The 14,831-nt window shown below is 56.0% G+C and carries 16 protein-coding genes; 9 read left to right on the top strand and 7 right to left on the bottom strand.

What is annotated here, in order from left to right; all coding sequences use genetic code 11:
- The first annotated feature begins 9 nt into the window (after positions 1-9).
- The 3 genes from BLU05_RS07815 (at position 10) to BLU05_RS07805 (ending at position 4,215) form a co-directional block, all read left to right on the top strand.
- Positions 10-1,533 carry a GMC oxidoreductase gene (locus BLU05_RS07815; RefSeq protein WP_091879052.1) on the top strand — a complete coding sequence of 508 codons (1,524 nt, stop codon included), beginning with the start codon at positions 10-12 and terminating at the stop codon, positions 1,531-1,533.
- Complete coding sequence (locus tag BLU05_RS07810; protein ID WP_091879051.1) at positions 1,533-2,312, top strand: 3-ketoacyl-ACP reductase; 780 nt, start codon at positions 1,533-1,535, stop codon at positions 2,310-2,312. The genes BLU05_RS07815 and BLU05_RS07810 overlap by 1 nt, the downstream gene beginning before the upstream one ends.
- A gap of 223 nt (positions 2,313-2,535) precedes the next feature.
- A complete protein-coding gene (locus BLU05_RS07805) occupies positions 2,536-4,215 on the top strand; it encodes a GMC family oxidoreductase (protein ID WP_091879049.1) in 1,680 nt (559 codons plus the stop codon).
- Between the two features lie 55 nt (positions 4,216-4,270).
- Here the strand turns inward: BLU05_RS07805 and BLU05_RS07800 are convergent, their stop codons facing one another.
- Together BLU05_RS07800 and BLU05_RS07795 are read right to left on the bottom strand one after the other, a co-directional pair.
- The gene (locus BLU05_RS07800; protein WP_091879048.1) at positions 4,271-4,528 is read right to left on the bottom strand and encodes a DUF982 domain-containing protein; all 258 of its coding nucleotides are present in this window, start codon (positions 4,526-4,528) and stop codon (positions 4,271-4,273) included.
- Between the two features lie 157 nt (positions 4,529-4,685).
- A complete protein-coding gene (locus tag BLU05_RS07795; protein ID WP_091879046.1) occupies positions 4,686-5,594 on the bottom strand; it encodes a LysR substrate-binding domain-containing protein in 909 nt (302 codons plus the stop codon).
- Positions 5,595-5,724: 130 nt separating this feature from the next.
- Between BLU05_RS07795 and argH the strand changes: the two genes are divergently transcribed.
- The 5 genes from argH (at position 5,725) to BLU05_RS07770 (ending at position 10,284) form a co-directional block, all read left to right on the top strand.
- Positions 5,725-7,164 (top strand): argininosuccinate lyase, encoded by a 1,440-nt coding sequence (argH, locus tag BLU05_RS07790; RefSeq protein ID WP_091880153.1) that lies wholly within the window; start codon positions 5,725-5,727, stop codon positions 7,162-7,164.
- Positions 7,165-7,169: 5 nt separating this feature from the next.
- Entirely contained in the window at positions 7,170-8,069 is a 900-nt protein-coding gene (locus BLU05_RS07785) for an amino acid ABC transporter permease (protein WP_091879045.1), read from the top strand.
- A gap of 2 nt (positions 8,070-8,071) precedes the next feature.
- Positions 8,072-8,836, top strand: a complete 765-nt coding sequence (locus BLU05_RS07780) for an amino acid ABC transporter ATP-binding protein (RefSeq protein WP_091879044.1) — start codon at positions 8,072-8,074, stop codon at positions 8,834-8,836.
- A 63-nt stretch (positions 8,837-8,899) separates the two neighbouring features.
- Positions 8,900-9,730 (top strand): ABC transporter substrate-binding protein, encoded by an 831-nt coding sequence (locus tag BLU05_RS07775; RefSeq protein WP_091879042.1) that lies wholly within the window; start codon positions 8,900-8,902, stop codon positions 9,728-9,730.
- Between the two features lie 77 nt (positions 9,731-9,807).
- Positions 9,808-10,284 (top strand): GNAT family N-acetyltransferase, encoded by a 477-nt coding sequence (locus BLU05_RS07770; protein ID WP_348271756.1) that lies wholly within the window; start codon positions 9,808-9,810, stop codon positions 10,282-10,284.
- 9 nt (positions 10,285-10,293) lie between these two features.
- Here the strand turns inward: BLU05_RS07770 and BLU05_RS07765 are convergent, their stop codons facing one another.
- Entirely contained in the window at positions 10,294-11,562 is a 1,269-nt protein-coding gene (locus BLU05_RS07765) for a multidrug efflux MFS transporter (RefSeq protein ID WP_091879039.1), read from the bottom strand.
- A gap of 263 nt (positions 11,563-11,825) precedes the next feature.
- Here BLU05_RS07765 and BLU05_RS07760 point away from each other — a divergent pair, with 263 nt between their 5' ends.
- The gene (locus BLU05_RS07760; RefSeq protein WP_091879038.1) at positions 11,826-12,245 is read left to right on the top strand and encodes a DUF4864 domain-containing protein; all 420 of its coding nucleotides are present in this window, start codon (positions 11,826-11,828) and stop codon (positions 12,243-12,245) included.
- Between the two features lie 12 nt (positions 12,246-12,257).
- On the opposite strand, the gene BLU05_RS07755 is transcribed toward BLU05_RS07760, so the two are convergent.
- The 4 genes from BLU05_RS07755 to BLU05_RS07740 all read right to left on the bottom strand — a co-directional run bounded on the left by BLU05_RS07755 (position 12,258) and on the right by BLU05_RS07740 (position 14,822).
- Entirely contained in the window at positions 12,258-12,665 is a 408-nt protein-coding gene (locus BLU05_RS07755; protein ID WP_139210415.1) for an AprI/Inh family metalloprotease inhibitor, read from the bottom strand.
- 103 nt (positions 12,666-12,768) lie between these two features.
- Entirely contained in the window at positions 12,769-13,443 is a 675-nt protein-coding gene (locus tag BLU05_RS07750) for a lysoplasmalogenase (RefSeq protein ID WP_175540548.1), read from the bottom strand.
- 28 nt (positions 13,444-13,471) lie between these two features.
- The gene (locus BLU05_RS07745) at positions 13,472-14,404 is read right to left on the bottom strand and encodes a sterol desaturase family protein (RefSeq protein WP_091879033.1); all 933 of its coding nucleotides are present in this window, start codon (positions 14,402-14,404) and stop codon (positions 13,472-13,474) included.
- On the bottom strand, positions 14,382-14,822 hold the full coding sequence (locus BLU05_RS07740; protein ID WP_091879032.1) for a hypothetical protein: 441 nt from the start codon (positions 14,820-14,822) through the stop codon (positions 14,382-14,384). The genes BLU05_RS07745 and BLU05_RS07740 overlap by 23 nt, the downstream gene beginning before the upstream one ends.
- Between the last annotated feature and the right edge of the window lie 9 nt (positions 14,823-14,831).

The raw sequence follows: 14,831 nt of genomic DNA, 5'->3' as shown, positions 1-14,831 counted from the left end.
CACCATGCCATGAACGTTGCATCACCACAAAGCCAATCACCCGATATTGTTATCATCGGTTCGGGGATTGGCGGGTCGACTATTGCCGCCGGTCTGGCCAGTTCAGGAGCGCAAATCCTGATTTTGGAGGCCGGGGATCATCTGCCCGATCGCCCTGAGAACCGCGATCCGCGGGCGATCTTCCAGCGGGGTTTTTTCCGCCCCGATGAAAGCTGGTATGACGCTGATGGTAAGGCATTCAACCCCGGAAATTACTACAACGTAGGCGGCAATTCGAAGTTCTATGGTGCCGTGCTGACACGCTACCGCGCTGAGGATTTTGCCGAGATGCAACATCTGGAAGGTGTATCGCCTGCCTGGCCATTTGCCTATGAGGAACTGGAGCCCTGGTACGGCAAGGCGGAAGCGCTCTATCAGGTGCGTGGAACCTCAGGCGAAGATCCGACGGAACCACATCATTCCACACCCTACGGCTTTCCACCCGTGCCCGACGAGGAGCCGATTGCTGCCTTGCGCAAGCGATTGCATGGCGCAGGCGTCCATCCGTTTTCGCTGCCACTCGGCGTTGATATCGATAAATGGATGTCGCATGGCAAGACGCCTTGGGATGCGCATCCAAACAGTTTCAACGGCAAGATGGATGCGGAAACCACCGCCCTTGCCGAAGCTTTGCAGCATGGCAACATCCGCCTGCAAACCAATTCGCGAGTGACGCGCCTGGAGACGGCGACCGATGGGAAATCGATTGTCGGCGTACATTACGTGAGGGACGGCAAGACCACTGTCATCAAACCGAAACTGGTGATCCTCTCTGCCGGGGCGGTTCAGTCGGCGGTACTTCTCTTGCGCTCTGCCAACAGTAATAATCCGGCTGGCCTTGCCAACCGGTCTGATCAGGTTGGCCGAAATTTCATGAATCATAATCTGTCGGCAGTGATCGGGTTTGATCCGCGCTTTCGCAACGATTCGATCTATCAAAAAACCTTTGGCTTCAACGATTTTTACCTGTCCGACGGGCAGGGCGGTGCGCCGCTTGGCAATGTTCAGTTGCTCGGGCGCATCAGCGGGCCTGTGCTGAAATCGGACCTCAAACTTGTTCCTGAATGGCTGCTCAATCAGTTCTGTAATCATACGGTGGATTTTCTTGCCATGAGCGAGGATGTGCCGAAGCCCGAAAGTCGCGTTCGCGTCGATGGCGACAGGATCATTCTGCAATGGGTGCGCAGCAACTGGCCTGCGCATCAGAAACTGGTCGCGCAGATCAAATCCGTCTTGCGCGTAGCCGGATTTCCGCTGGTTCTCTCCAAGGCTTTTGATCGCAAGACGCCCTCGCATCAATGCGGCACTGTTCGGATGGGAAGCGACCCGGCGCAGGCACCTCTCGATGTCTATTGCCGCGCTTTCGATCATCCCAATCTGTTCGTCGTTGATGCAGCATTCCTACCGACATCTGCTGCGGTCAATCCCGCGCTGACGATCGCCGCACAGGCTTTGCGCGTTGCTGATCATATCATTGCGAAGGATCTTGCGTGATGACACAACAACCAGCACATTTGGCGAAACCCCTTGCTATCATCACCGGTGCGCGTCGCGGCATTGGGCTTGGAATTGCCAAGGCACTGGCCGCCAAGGGTTTTGATCTCGCACTCACCGATTTGGTGCGGGACGAGGCTGCTATTTCTGCGCTGGAGGCGCTTGGTGCCAAGATACAGTTTATCGAGGCTGATCTGGCCGAGCTTTCCACTCACGAACAAACGGTCAGTGCAATCATGACGACGTTTGGCCGGATCGATTGCCTGGTCAACAATGCCGGGATCGGTTCGAAAGTACGGGGTGATTTCCTCGATCTTGATCCGGCAAATTATAATGCGATTTTTGACATCAATGTGCGGGGAACAGTGTTCTTCACGCAGGCCGTATTGAAAGCCCTGCTCAAACAGGCTGATACCGGAACGCCGCGCACCATTGTCAATATTACCTCGGTTTCCGCTGAGATGACCTCGCCCGAGCGCCTTGATTACTGCATGACCAAAGCGGCGCTTGCCTCGTTTACGCAGGGCCTGGCGGTGCTGCTTGCAGATGCGGGGGTCAGTGTTTTTGACGTGCGGCCCGGTATCATCCGGTCGGATATGACGGCGGTTGCTGCCGCCAAATATGACAAGCGTATTGCTGACGGCCTTGTGCCGATGAAGCGCTGGGGCGAGCCGGATGATCTTGGTCGCATCGTTGCTGCACTTGCCAGCGGCGATTTCAGTTTTGCCACCGGCTCGATCATCAATGCGGACGGTGCCCTATCCATTAACAGGCTTTAGCAGGTTGCTGAAAATGACCTTCACTCCCCTCTGTCCTGTCTCCCTCCGGGGCGAGCCACGGGTCTCGCCCGTCCTTCGGCCCCCCCACAAGAGGGGAGATCAGCCTACAATATCGTCTTTGCGCAATCTGAAACCTTACCTGCTGTGCAAAGGCGTTCATGCCAATGTGATCTCCCCCCTTGTGGGGGAGATGTCCGACAGGACAGAGGGGGGTGTCTAAACTATGCAAAACCTTTCGAAGAGATCGTCTTCATACGACTATATCATCACCGGTGCTGGCCCTGCGGGCTGTGTCCTTGCCAATCGCCTGAGCGAGGACGCCGAGGTAAAAGTCCTGCTGCTTGAGGCTGGTGGCAGTGACTGGAACCCGTTGTTCCACATGCCCGCGGGCTTCGCCAAGATGACCAAGGGTGTTGCTAGCTGGGGCTGGTCGACCGTCCCGCAGAAACACATGAACAACCGGGTACTGCGTTACACGCAGGCAAAGGTCATTGGCGGCGGTTCCAGCATCAATGCGCAGCTTTATACGCGTGGTAATGCAACCGACTACGACTTGTGGGCGTCAGAAGATGGCTGTTCTGGTTGGAGCTATCGCGACGTGCTGCCCTATTTCAAACGCGCGGAAGACAATCAGCGCTTTGCTGACGATTATCATTCCTATGGTGGTCCGCTGGGCGTCTCCATGCCCGCCGCGACCTTGCCAATCTGCGATGCCTATATCCGGGCGGGGCAGGAGCTTGGCATTCCCTACAACCACGACTTCAACGGCAAGCAGCAGGCGGGGGTCGGGTTTTATCAGCTGACCCAGCGCGATCACCGCCGTTCATCAGCGTCCATGGCCTATCTCGCTCCCGTGAAGAACCGCAGGAATCTTACCGTTCGCATGGGCGCGCAGGTTACCCGGATTGTGGTTGAGAACGGCCGGGCCGTTGGTGTCGAGGTGATCAAGGGCAACGCCCGCGAGATCATCCGTGCGGACAGGGAAGTGCTTGTCAGCTCCGGCGCGATTGGCTCGCCGAAACTGTTGCTGCAGTCGGGGATTGGCCCATCGGATCATCTTCGCAAAATTGGTGTTCCCGTCATACACAATCTGCCCGGTGTTGGCGAGAACATGCAGGATCATCTGGATCTGTTCGTAATTTCCGAATGCACCGGCGATCACACCTATGATGGGGTTGCCAAGCTGCACCGCACCCTGTGGGCTGGTCTGCAATATGTGATGTTCCGGTCTGGGCCTGTGGCGTCGAGCCTGTTTGAAACCGGTGGTTTCTGGTATGCCGATGCCAATGCACGCTCACCGGATATTCAGTTCCACCTTGGTCTGGGTTCAGGCATTGAAGCGGGTGTCGAGCGGCTAAAAAACGCCGGTGTGACGCTGAACTCGGCCTATCTGCATCCGCGTTCACGTGGGACTGTGCGCCTGCAATCCTCTGATCCCACGGCTGCACCGTTGATCGATCCCAATTACTGGAGCGATCCGCACGACCGGAAAATGTCGATCGAAGGATTGAAGCTTGCGCGCGAGATCATGAGTCAGGCAGCGCTGAAACCATTCGTCATGGCGGAACGATTGCCGGGGCCGAAATACAACTCCGACGAGGAATTGTTCGCGTATGGTTGCGCCAATGCCAAGACCGATCATCACCCGGTTGGCACTTGCAAGATGGGAACCGGCTCTATGGCGGTTGTTGGTCTGGATTTGAAGGTACATGGGCTGGACGGCTTACGCGTCTGCGACAGTTCCGTGATGCCGCGCGTTCCCTCGTGCAACACCAATGCGCCGACAATCATGATGGGGGAAAAGGGAGCGGATATCATTCGCAAGCTGGCTCCGCTGCCGCCTACCGTCTTCAGCCATGAAATGAATGAAAAACGCCCGCGGGCGCGGGCGGATATTCGCTGATGATAAAGTGCGAGCGGCGCGAGATATATTTTGTCTCAGCGCCGCTCGCTTCTGATTACTGATGCAGTCTTGTGTCAAGAAAGATCCCCGCATCACGCGCAGCGCTGACAAAGGCATGGCGTGCCTTGTGGGCAGGTTTCCAACCATCCAGAACATCAAGACAGGCTTGCAACGCGCGGCGGTAACTTCGGCCAGTTTTTGATGGCCAATAGCGCTGCAGGCATTCCATCGCTTCCCAGACGCTGCTGATGGCCAACTGACCTGCAGCTCCCAGTTTGACCATAACCGGTATGGGAAAACGCTTGTCGTTCATCACTTCCTCCATGAGTATCTGATGAGCATGGCATGCTGTTGGGCATTGCCAGACTAACGGGAAAAATGCGTCGGGAGTCCGTATGGTTCCATGACAAATTCAATAAATATTTTTGAACGAAATAGGCCCCGAAAACACGAAGGTTTGATCGGTTGGATCAACGCATATTCGAGGGCATGGAGCTGACTTCCTCGAGCAGCCAGTCAAGGAATATGCGCATGGCAGGACGTTGCGGACGGTCCTGCGGGCACGTCAGCCAATAGGCATGGCGACTGACAAAACCAAAGCCGTGCGGATTGACGAGTTTGCCGCTGGCAAGTTCATCGGCGATCAAACCGCGTGGTACCAAAGCAAGGCCCTGTCCGGCAATCGCCGCGCGGATGACCAGCGCATAAAAGCCAAAATGCGTGATGCGTTCCGGAGCGAAATCGGCAATGTGATGTGCCTCGGCAAACTCTTCCCAGCGCAGCGGTGTGAACTTGTGGTCGAGCAGCGGAAATTTGCTGATATCAGCTGGTCTTGTCACACCGCCGAGCCGTGCGACAAACTGCGGGGCACCCACCAGCGCAACTTCCCGGCCGAACAGGTAGTGGTTGTCTTGATCAGGCCAATCGCCCTCTCCAAACCGGAAGGCGGCATCCGCCTGATTGATCAGATCATTGTTGGCGAAGGTCGACAGTTCCACATCAATGTCGGGGCGCGCTTCAGCAAAGCTGGCAAAGCGCGGGATCAGCCAACGGTCGCCCATGATGGGCAGAATATGCAGCTTGATCGCATTGGGCGCTGATCCCAGCGCCGCAACCCGTAGCGCCGCATTCTCCATGGCACCCAGCGCAATCCGCGCTTCGGCCACATAAACCCTGCCTGCCTCTGTGGTTGAAAGCCCGTACGGCGTGCGGACAAAAAGTGGAACGCCAGCCAGTGCCTCCAATGCAAGCAATTGCTTACTCACGGCGCTCTGCGTCATGTTCAGCGCCTTGGCACATGCCGTGGTGCTGCCATGTTCGGCAATTGCCGCAATGACCTGCAATCCACGTGTAGATGGGTATATCCGGCCGGATACCATCGTTTTTGCCTCACCGGTTTTTACAACAGAGGGTATTCCATTTTGGAATAGATATGGGAATTCATTTCGTTTGTCCTCTCCAAAACGCAACCATAAGCTTCAGATAACAAGAAAAAGGGGAATGAAAGAAATGACCGAGCAGTCCGTCCGTCTGTGGGGGGCTCGTTTCAGGACGAGTCCATCGCCCGAGCTGACAGCGCTTTCCCGTTCGGAGAGCAGCTATTTCCGCCTTGTCCCGTATGATCTGACGTCTTCGCTGTCCCATGCACGCGAATTGGTGCGTGCCGGGATTCTGACGGAAGCCGAAGCCGAAACGGTATTCGCTGCCATCAAGGGGATTGGCGCTGATTATGCCGCTGGCAAGATCGAGCCAACGCCGGATGATGAAGACATTCATACATTTCTGGAACGGGTTCTCGGTGAACGTATCGGGGTTCTGGGTGGAAAGCTGCGGGCCGGGCGTTCGCGCAATGATCAGGCGGCCAATGATCTGAAGCTCTATCTGCGCGATATGGCGCGGGGTATCGGTTCGGATATTCTTCTCCTGCAGCAGGCACTTGTGGGTCAAGCGGAGGCTCATGTGGCAACGCTCACATCAGGCTTCACCCATTTGCAGCCCGCGCAGCCCATTAGCTTTGCCCATCAACTGCTTGCTCATGCGCAGACCTTTACCCGCGATCTGGATCGGTTGCGTGACTGGGACAAGCGCGCAGCGCGCTCGCCGCTGGGAGCAGCGGCCATGGCGGGCTCAAGCATCGCCGTACAACCAGAGCTTTCAGCGCGTGAACTTGGCTATGACGCGCCCTGCGAAAACTCCATCGATGCGGTGGGCAGCCGTGATCATGTCGCCGAGTTTCTTTTTGTCACCGCCATGTTTGGCGTGCATCTGTCGCGCTTGGCCGAGGAACTGTTCCTCTGGTCGTCGCGGCAGTTTCGTTGGATCGAGATGGATGACAGCTATGCCACCGGTTCCTCGATCATGCCGCAGAAGAAGAATTGCGATATTGCCGAACTGACGCGCGGTCGTGCTTCACGGCTGATCGGCAGCCTGACGACCATGCTTGTAGCGCTCAAAGGATTGCCCTTTGCCTATAATCGCGATCTTGCCGAGGACAAACATGCTGCCTTCGATACGATCGACGCCCTGACGCTGGTTGTACCCGCCATGGCCGGGCTGATCCGCACCATGCGGGTCAATGTCGATGTCATGCGTAAGCAGTCGGTTGACGGTTTTACTCTTGCCACCGAAGTTGCCGACTGGCTGGCAAAGACCGGGGTCCCATTTTCCGAGGCGCATGAAATCACCGGCGCTTTGGTGCGCTATTGTGAGGACAAGAATATCGGGCTTGAGGATTTGAGTGATGATGATCTTGCCGCAGTCGATGCCAGATTGCTGCCATCGATCAAATCAAGCCTGTCGCCGCAAGCGGCGGTGGAAGCCCGCAAGGGCTATGGCGGAACGGCGCCTGACCGCGTGCGTGAACAGATTGCCCGGCTCAAAACTGTGTTGGAATCGCAAACGGAGTGGCTATCCTCCTATTCGGGCCCTGTAGCGGCCTTGAAAGGATGAGGACAATGGCAAATATCGAAAACACGATTTCCATCCCGCCCGCCAAATATTCCATCGCGCATCTGAAGCATCAGCCGCGCCGCCACTATGGCCGCTGGCTCGCCGCTGCCTTGATCATTCTGGCATTGGCGCTGATCGTCAAAGCCTTTGCGCAAGGCCAGATTGCCTGGCCTGTTGTCGGCCAGTTCTTCACCGCGCCAGCTATCCTTGCGGGTCTCTGGAACACCATCCTGATGACAATCTGCGCGATGGCGCTCGGATTGGCGCTGGGCGTTATCTTCGCCATCATGATCATGTCACCCAATCCGGTGCTGAAATATGTGGCTGTTTTCTACATCTGGTTTTTCCGGGGCACGCCGCTGCTCTTGCAATTGCTGCTCTGGTTCAACCTTGCTCTGATCTTCCCAACGCTCGGCATTCCGGGCCTCTTCGAAATGCGCACTGTCGATTTCATGACGCCGTTCATGGCCACGCTTTTGGGCCTCGGTATCAATCAGGGCGCCTATACGGCAGAGGTCGTGCGGGGCGGTATCCTTTCCGTCGATAATGGTCAGATTGAAGCAGCTAAGGTCATCGGTATGACGCGGCTTACCATGCTGCGCCGCATCGTGCTGCCGCAAGCCATGCGTGTGATCATCCCGCCTGTGGGCAATGAAGTTATCAGCATGGTCAAGCTGACTTCGGTTGCCAGCGTCATCCAATATGCGGAAATCCTGCGCAATGCCCAAGCCGTTTATTACGCCAATAACCGGGTCATGGAATTGCTGATCGTCTCGGCCATCTGGTATCTCGTCGTTGTTACTGTTCTCTCCATTGGTCAGCATCTGCTTGAGAAGCATTATTCGAAGAGCCTCGGACGCCGGACCGGCAAACGCACCGAACCCGCCGCAGTGGAAGGAGCCTGAACATGTCAGTCATGGTCGCAGCGGTAGACGTCAATAAGTATTTTGGGCCATTTCAGGCGTTGCAGAAGGTCTCGCTTGAAATCAATCACGGTGAAGTCCTGTGCATTATCGGTCCTTCCGGTTCCGGCAAAAGCACGCTCCTGCGTTGCATCAATCAACTGGAGCGGATTGATTCCGGCGCCATCTGGATTGATGATGAACTCATCGGTTTTCGTCAGGACGGCAACAAGCTCTATGAATTGACCGATGCTGAGATTTCGCGCCAGCGTCTGGCAAGCGGCATGGTGTTCCAGAGGTTCAACCTCTTCGCTCACATGACCGTTCTGGAGAATATCATCGAAGGGCCGGTTATCGTCCAGAAACGCGCGAAAAGCAGCGTCATCCCGGAAGCAATGATATTGCTTGAGCGCGTTGGCCTTGCCGATAAGAAAGACGCCTATCCGAGTGAACTTTCCGGCGGTCAGCAACAGCGGATTGCCATTGCACGCGCGCTCGCCATGAAGCCCAAACTGATGCTGTTCGACGAACCGACATCGGCGCTGGATCCCGAACTGGTCAGCGAAGTGCTGAGCGTCATGCGTGATCTTGCCACCAGTGGCATGACCATGATCGTTGTTACCCACGAACTTGGTTTTGCCCGCGAGGTCGCACACCGGGTCGTGTTCATGGATCGCGGCCGTATTGTCGAAACGGGAACACCGCACGAAGTGCTGACGAGCCCGAAGGAAAAACGTACTCAGGACTTTATCGCAGCGGTCTTGTCCTGATCAAAGATCAGAGAACAGGCCGGGAGAACCGGCCAAAGGGGAACAGATATGAGGAACCAGACAATGAAAACCATAACCCGGCTTGCAATTCTCGGCGGCGCGCTTGCTTTCAGCTTTTCCGCCACCGCGCAGGAACTTCCAGCCCGCATCAAAGATGCTGGGAAACTGGTTATCGCGACCATGCCGAACTATCCGCCGATTACTTACAAGGACCCCGCCACCAATGAGTTGCAAGGTTTTGACATCGAGCTTGGCGAAGCCATCGGCAAGGAACTCGGTGTGAAGGTTGAGTGGCAGGAAATTGCCTTTGCCCAGTTGCTTCCGTCCCTGCAAACAGGTCGTGTTGATCTTGCCATGGCCGGTATGAGTGACAAGAAGGCCCGTCAGGAAACCGCTGATTTCGTCGATTACATGAAATCCGGCGCGCAGTTTTACACGTCCAAAACCATGGCCGGTGAAATCAAGTCGGTCGAAGATCTCTGCGGTAAGTCGGTAGGCGCCAGCCGTTCAACCGATTGGCCAGCGCAGATCACCGCCTGGAGCGAGGCCAACTGCGTCGCCAAGGGCAAACCGGCGATCACCGTCATGGGCACAGAGGGATCGGCTGATGCCCGCACGCAGATCAAGAGCCAACGTCTGCAGGCCGCCGCGCAAGGCAATGAAACTTTGCCCTACAACCAGAAACTTGAACCTGACACTTACGTTACGTTGGGCGAGGCATTCAGCCAGTCTCTGGCGGGTATTCCTGTCCTGAAAAGCGAGACTCAACTGCGCGATGCGGTCAAAGTGGCGCTTGAAAAACTGCAGGCGAATGGTACCTATGATGCGCTTTTGGAAAAATACGGTCTGAAGGCCAACAAGCTGACGCCGGTAACCATCAATGCAGGCGAATAAAGCGTAAGGCTGGAGAGACAAAGGAAGGCGGTTCTGATGCGCATCAGAGCCGCCTTTGCATGGAAAGGAATGCGGGATTGATCAAGGTCAGTTTGTCCAATCCGTCGGATTATCTGCAGCTTGCGGCTCTTTTTGAAGAGATGCAGGCGCATTACGAGGTACCTTGCCCACCTCGCGAGGAGATATTGCGGGGATTGCGCGATATGCCCGACGGGACAGAAATTCTCGTCGCTGGTACCGATGAACTGGTTGGGTTTGCAGCGTTTTCCTCCGTCTATCCCGGACCCGGCTTGCAGTCTGGCCTGTTTCTTAAGGAGCTTTTTGTGTCAAAGGCTTATCGCAGCAGCGGAGCGGGAACCAGCTTGATGCAGGCACTTGCCAAGCTGGCCCTTGAACGTGGATACAAGCGCGTTGACTGGACAGCTGATCGCAACAATCCGAAAGTTCTGGCCTTTTATGACGGCTTCAATGCTTCGCCCATACCCGACAAGCTTTTCTATCGTATGGACGGCGAAGCGCTAGCCGCGGCGGCTGCGAAAGCCGGTAACTCTTAAAGTCCGGGGTCATTGAGAACGCTGTGGCCGCACCAGCCAGCAATAGGCTGCGCCGCAGGCCATAAGCACGCAGGTTGCCAGAAACACGGCGCGCATGCCGAAATGCCCGCCAATGAACCCGCCCGCCAATGGCCCCACCACCTGTCCGGCATATTGCGAGGATGTCGAATAGCCAAGAATGCCGCCCGCGATACGATCGGGAACATTGTGCCGGATGACGCTGGTTATGCAGGGCAAGAGCCCGCCAAGCGACAGCCCCATCAGGAATCGCAACCCGATCAACTGCCAGCCCTGCGTGACAAATGCCTGCGGTATCAGCAGCAGCGATGATATGGCCAAGGCGGCGATAATTACGTTCCAATGGCCAATGCGATCAGCGAGTTTGCCGAGCCTTGATGCGGAAAGGATGCTGCCGAGTGCAGCCGCCGACATGACAATGCCGGAGACGATGGTAACTTTGCTCACGTCGTTGACCAACTGCGCCACATAGACTGTGATAATCGGTTCAATCGACATATTGGCGAGCATCAGCAGCATGCCCGTTGCCAGCATGGCAATGATCGGGCGCTTGTCTGGAATGGCTGACCATCCGCCGCTTGCTTTCGCGGTTTTGTTTTTCGGCGGTCGCTTTTCTTCCTTGATGAACAGACTTGTGGCAATAAAGGTGAGAAAGATCACGCCTCCAGCCAGCCAGAATGTCTGGCGAATACCGATGAGGGGTGGCAAGCCGCCACCGATCAGCGGACCAACAAGGTTGCCTGCCATGATTCCCGATGAAAGCGTGCCGAGCGCCCAGCCGGTGCGGGCTTTCGGCGTTTGGGTTGCCACCAATACGGTCGAGCCGGAGGCATAACCGCCGAGCAGCCCCGCGACAAGGCGCAAGGCCACCAATTGCCAGACATCGGTTGCCATGCCGATCAATGACATGGCGACAGCCATCCCAAGACTGGCACGGATCAGCATCAGCTTGCGGCCATAGAGATCGGCAAGCCGGCCCCAGAGTGGCGCGACCAGTGCGGCGGTGAAAAAGGTTGCGCCATAGGCAACGCCTGACCATTGCACGATTGCCGCATGGTCCTTCACGCCCAGCTGTTCGACATAAAGCGGCAGGAAGGGCAGAAGCAGCGTCATGGCCACAATCGTGGTGAAGGAACCGAGAAGGCAGACAACAAGATTTTGGCGCCAATAGCGGGATTCAGTTGCGGGTTCTGCTGCGATAACCTGCGCATCGGTCACGGATGTATCGTCCGTGCCATCATGTTCATCAGTTGTATTCATGGGAACATATTTCCGCGGCAGGGGAATTTGCCGTGCCACTTGCAGGTATCAAACTGTCCTCACTGTTTCACCAGACCCGTTCAATAGCAATCGCTCAACCACTCTGTAGTGGCAACGAGTCGCAATTCCCGGGCCGCCTCGCAGCAAAGTGATCCAATGAGACGGGCCCTGCGTATCTATAAGTGACAATCCGGCGATGGACTTCACCGGCAAGAGGTCTATCCCACTGGCCGGTTTTCCGCTGGGTAAAGAAAGGAGACGGCATGGCGAGAGCATTTCCAATTGCTGTTATTGTCAGTCTGCTGCTGGTTGCCGCTCCAGCGGCGGCCGATGAACCGCTCGACACGGGACAATCGATCATTAAAAAGCAGATCACCGCATTTCTGAGCGATGATGCAACGACCGCCTATTCCTTCGCGTCCCCTGGCATTCAGGGCAAGTTTATCGATAAGGATGTGTTCTTCGATATGGTGAAGCGAGCCTATCAGCCGGTTTACCGGCCGGGCAATTTTGCCTTTGGCCGCAATAAAGTATCGGACAGCGAGATCATGCAGGAAGTGGTGATCAGTGGTCCTGACGGCAAGGACTGGACTGCCCTGTACCAACTGACAAAACAGCCCGATGGTAGCTGGAAGATCAACGCTGTGCGGATGATGCAGGCGGCATCCGGTCCCGAAATCTGAAGCGGCTACCCGTCAATCGCCCGCAAGTTGTTCGATGGTATAAATGCCATCGGTTTGTGGTTCCGCGACGTAGTTGTCGTCAGGCGTTTCGAAGGTCACGCGCGTGTGGCGAAGCCCATCCACAAGCTCAATAGTCCAGTTTTCCTTCAGGCGCCAGGCGGTAATGTCCCCCATGACCGGAAAGGCTTTGACGCATTCGGGATCAATATCGATCTGCGAACCACCGATCGTCTCTTCCCGCTTCAGTGTTACCTTGCACACCCTGTCGCCACCCTCATCGCGGATTTGCCATGGGCCAAAAAAGCTTTCGAGGAGATCAGGATCGACGGAATTCATATCCATCGGCTTGAGCTCATCGGCAAATGCGGCAGTGACCGGCAAGACGGCGACAAGAAAGAGTGAGGCTATCATATTCCGCATATTGATCAGACCTGTCACAGCTCCCAGTGAGTCAGGAAATCTACCCGCAATTCTCCACCCCGCAAACGTCTAATGCGCGAGAGGGTGAAATGGTCGCGGCTTGCTATTTAGATTGGGCCACGGACCGGGCAATAAACCATTGGGCGGCGTAATAGGTTCCAAGCACCCAGAGTGGGCCAAACGGTATGGTGAAGCGGAATTTCCCATAGGCAAGCAGCGTATCACTGGCAAGAAAAAGCGCGCCGCCAATTGCGGCCAGCTTTGCAGAATGTGTTGCAAGGTGCTGTGCCCGGCTGATGGCCTGTGCGCCCATCAGCGCCAGAACCAGAGCATAGACGGTCACCGGCAGCGTGAGTTCTGCAGGCAGGCTCGACCATAGGCCCCAGACAATCGCGACAGCCAATAGGGTGCAGGCTACAAAAGTGGCCGGTATCGCAGCGAGACGGACATTGCTGGTAAGCGCGATGATATAGGCGCAATGGGTGATCAGGAAACAGATCAGCCCGGCGACGAACATATCCTGTGGCAGCATCAGAAAAATGTCGCCGCACAGCGAAAAGACGAGACCAACCGCGACCGCCCATTGATAGCGCTTTGAAACCGGTGTGACGGTTTGCACAACGATGAACAGAAGCAATGCGGTTGCAAGCGGTTTGCTGATGTAATGCAGCCAACGCGCATTCTCACCCAGCAATGCGCTGACTATGGCCGCGATTGCGGCTATGGTAAAGAGCACATTGTATGCCGAGCGGATATTGGACCCTGCTCCGTCTGTCATGATGACCCCACTAAATTTCAGGACAATATTACGCCTTGGGCAGTCCGGCTTTACCAGCTTCATCAGGATGAAGCCTGACGTAATCGGCTTTCAGGTCTGCCGAAGTTTTCCGGCTGCCGTCATGGCTCCAACCCGGCGGCGCCACCAGATAGAGAAGGCGCTGGCGCAGTGTCAGGCCCGGCGAGAATGTATCTTTCAACATGCCCATCCATTCATGAAAGGCCACACGTATAGGATTGAATGTACCAATATTCTTGACGATGCCATAACGCGGGACATCCTCATCCAGCTCTGCCACGAATGTCCCGAACATGCGGTCCCAGATGATCAGCGTGCCGGCATAATTGGCATCGAGATAACGGGGATTGGTTGCGTGATGCACCCGGTGATGCGACGGCGTGTTGAAGATGAATTCGAATGGCCGCCACATCTTGCCAATCGCTTCCGTGTGAATCCAGAACTGGTAAACAAGGTTGAAACCGTAGACAAAAGCGATAACAGTCGGGTGGAAGCCGAGCAGGACCATCGGCACCTGAAGAATGAACATGCCGGTTATCTGACCCGTCCATGACTGGCGCAGGGCAGTGGACAAATTATAGTGCTGACTGGAGTGGTGGTTGACATGTTCAGCCCAGACCCAGCGCACCCGGTGCGCGATGCGGTGGTAACAGTAATAGCGCAAATCATCAAAGACAAAGGCCACAATAAAAACCCACCAATGCAGTCCCAGATCGAAGAAGCGGAACTGCCAGACCCACATCAACGCGGTTAGCGACACAAAGCCCAGCAGCAGACCGGCGGCAACATTTCCCGTTCCCATCAGCAGACTGGTCAATGTATCGCGGGTTTCAAAATCACCTTTGCGCTGCCAGTAGCGGATGGCCACCAATTCAATCAGGATGGCGATGATGTAGAAAGGAACCGCCAGTTTTGTGACGTCAAAGAACATGGGTGCGTTCATTGGTAATTCCTCCCGCGGAAAGCCAGCGCCGAACAGTATTTCTATCCGTTTCGTTGGCAAAGGAAAATGTCTGGCGGGGCCATGTCATGTCATGAAGCCGCAGTTTCAGGTCCAGAACCCCTGCGGGTTCAGCGGAATGCACATCATCAAGAGAAATATTCCGCGTCAGAAACTTGTTGCCCATGCCGTGAACAATGCCGGTGCGATGGGCGGGAAGCTCAAGGAAAGCCGTGCGGCGGCTTTGGGTGTAAATAATCGTTCCGATCCGGCTTTCGGGGTAATCGAGAAGAAAGATGGATTGGGCTTGCTGGTCATCCGCAAGCGCCGGGCGTTTGCTGCCGCCAGCCAGATGCACGGCAAACACGCCCACGGAAATCCCGACAACGATCATGCCGATCAATGCTGGCAAACCAAGCAATGCGCGCCT

The sequence above is a fragment of the Phyllobacterium sp. OV277 genome (genome assembly GCF_900104355.1).
GTDB lineage: Bacteria > Pseudomonadota > Alphaproteobacteria > Rhizobiales > Rhizobiaceae > Phyllobacterium.
Note: the sequence above shows the minus strand (reverse complement) of the source record. Positions and strands in the feature narration are given on the sequence as shown.

Bases quoted from the DNA above. Each gene is read 5' to 3' on its own strand.
- BLU05_RS07785 (WP_091879045.1), top strand. From the start codon at position 7,170: ATGGCAAATATCGAAAACACGATTTCCATCCCGCCCGCCAAATATTCC.
- BLU05_RS07765 (WP_091879039.1), bottom strand. From the start codon at position 11,562: ATGAATACAACTGATGAACATGATGGCACGGACGATACATCCGTGACC.
- BLU05_RS07795 (WP_091879046.1), bottom strand. From the start codon at position 5,594: ATGGTATCCGGCCGGATATACCCATCTACACGTGGATTGCAGGTCATT.
- BLU05_RS07800 (WP_091879048.1), bottom strand. From the start codon at position 4,528: ATGAACGACAAGCGTTTTCCCATACCGGTTATGGTCAAACTGGGAGCT.
- BLU05_RS07750 (WP_175540548.1), bottom strand. From the start codon at position 13,443: ATGACAGACGGAGCAGGGTCCAATATCCGCTCGGCATACAATGTGCTC.
- BLU05_RS07745 (WP_091879033.1), bottom strand. From the start codon at position 14,404: ATGAACGCACCCATGTTCTTTGACGTCACAAAACTGGCGGTTCCTTTC.
- BLU05_RS07815 (WP_091879052.1), top strand. From the start codon at position 10: ATGAACGTTGCATCACCACAAAGCCAATCACCCGATATTGTTATCATC.
- BLU05_RS07780 (WP_091879044.1), top strand. From the start codon at position 8,072: ATGTCAGTCATGGTCGCAGCGGTAGACGTCAATAAGTATTTTGGGCCA.
- BLU05_RS07810 (WP_091879051.1), top strand. From the start codon at position 1,533: ATGACACAACAACCAGCACATTTGGCGAAACCCCTTGCTATCATCACC.
- BLU05_RS07755 (WP_139210415.1), bottom strand. From the start codon at position 12,665: ATGCGGAATATGATAGCCTCACTCTTTCTTGTCGCCGTCTTGCCGGTC.
- argH (WP_091880153.1), top strand. From the start codon at position 5,725: ATGACCGAGCAGTCCGTCCGTCTGTGGGGGGCTCGTTTCAGGACGAGT.
- BLU05_RS07805 (WP_091879049.1), top strand. From the start codon at position 2,536: ATGCAAAACCTTTCGAAGAGATCGTCTTCATACGACTATATCATCACC.
- BLU05_RS07775 (WP_091879042.1), top strand. From the start codon at position 8,900: ATGAAAACCATAACCCGGCTTGCAATTCTCGGCGGCGCGCTTGCTTTC.
- BLU05_RS07760 (WP_091879038.1), top strand. From the start codon at position 11,826: ATGGCGAGAGCATTTCCAATTGCTGTTATTGTCAGTCTGCTGCTGGTT.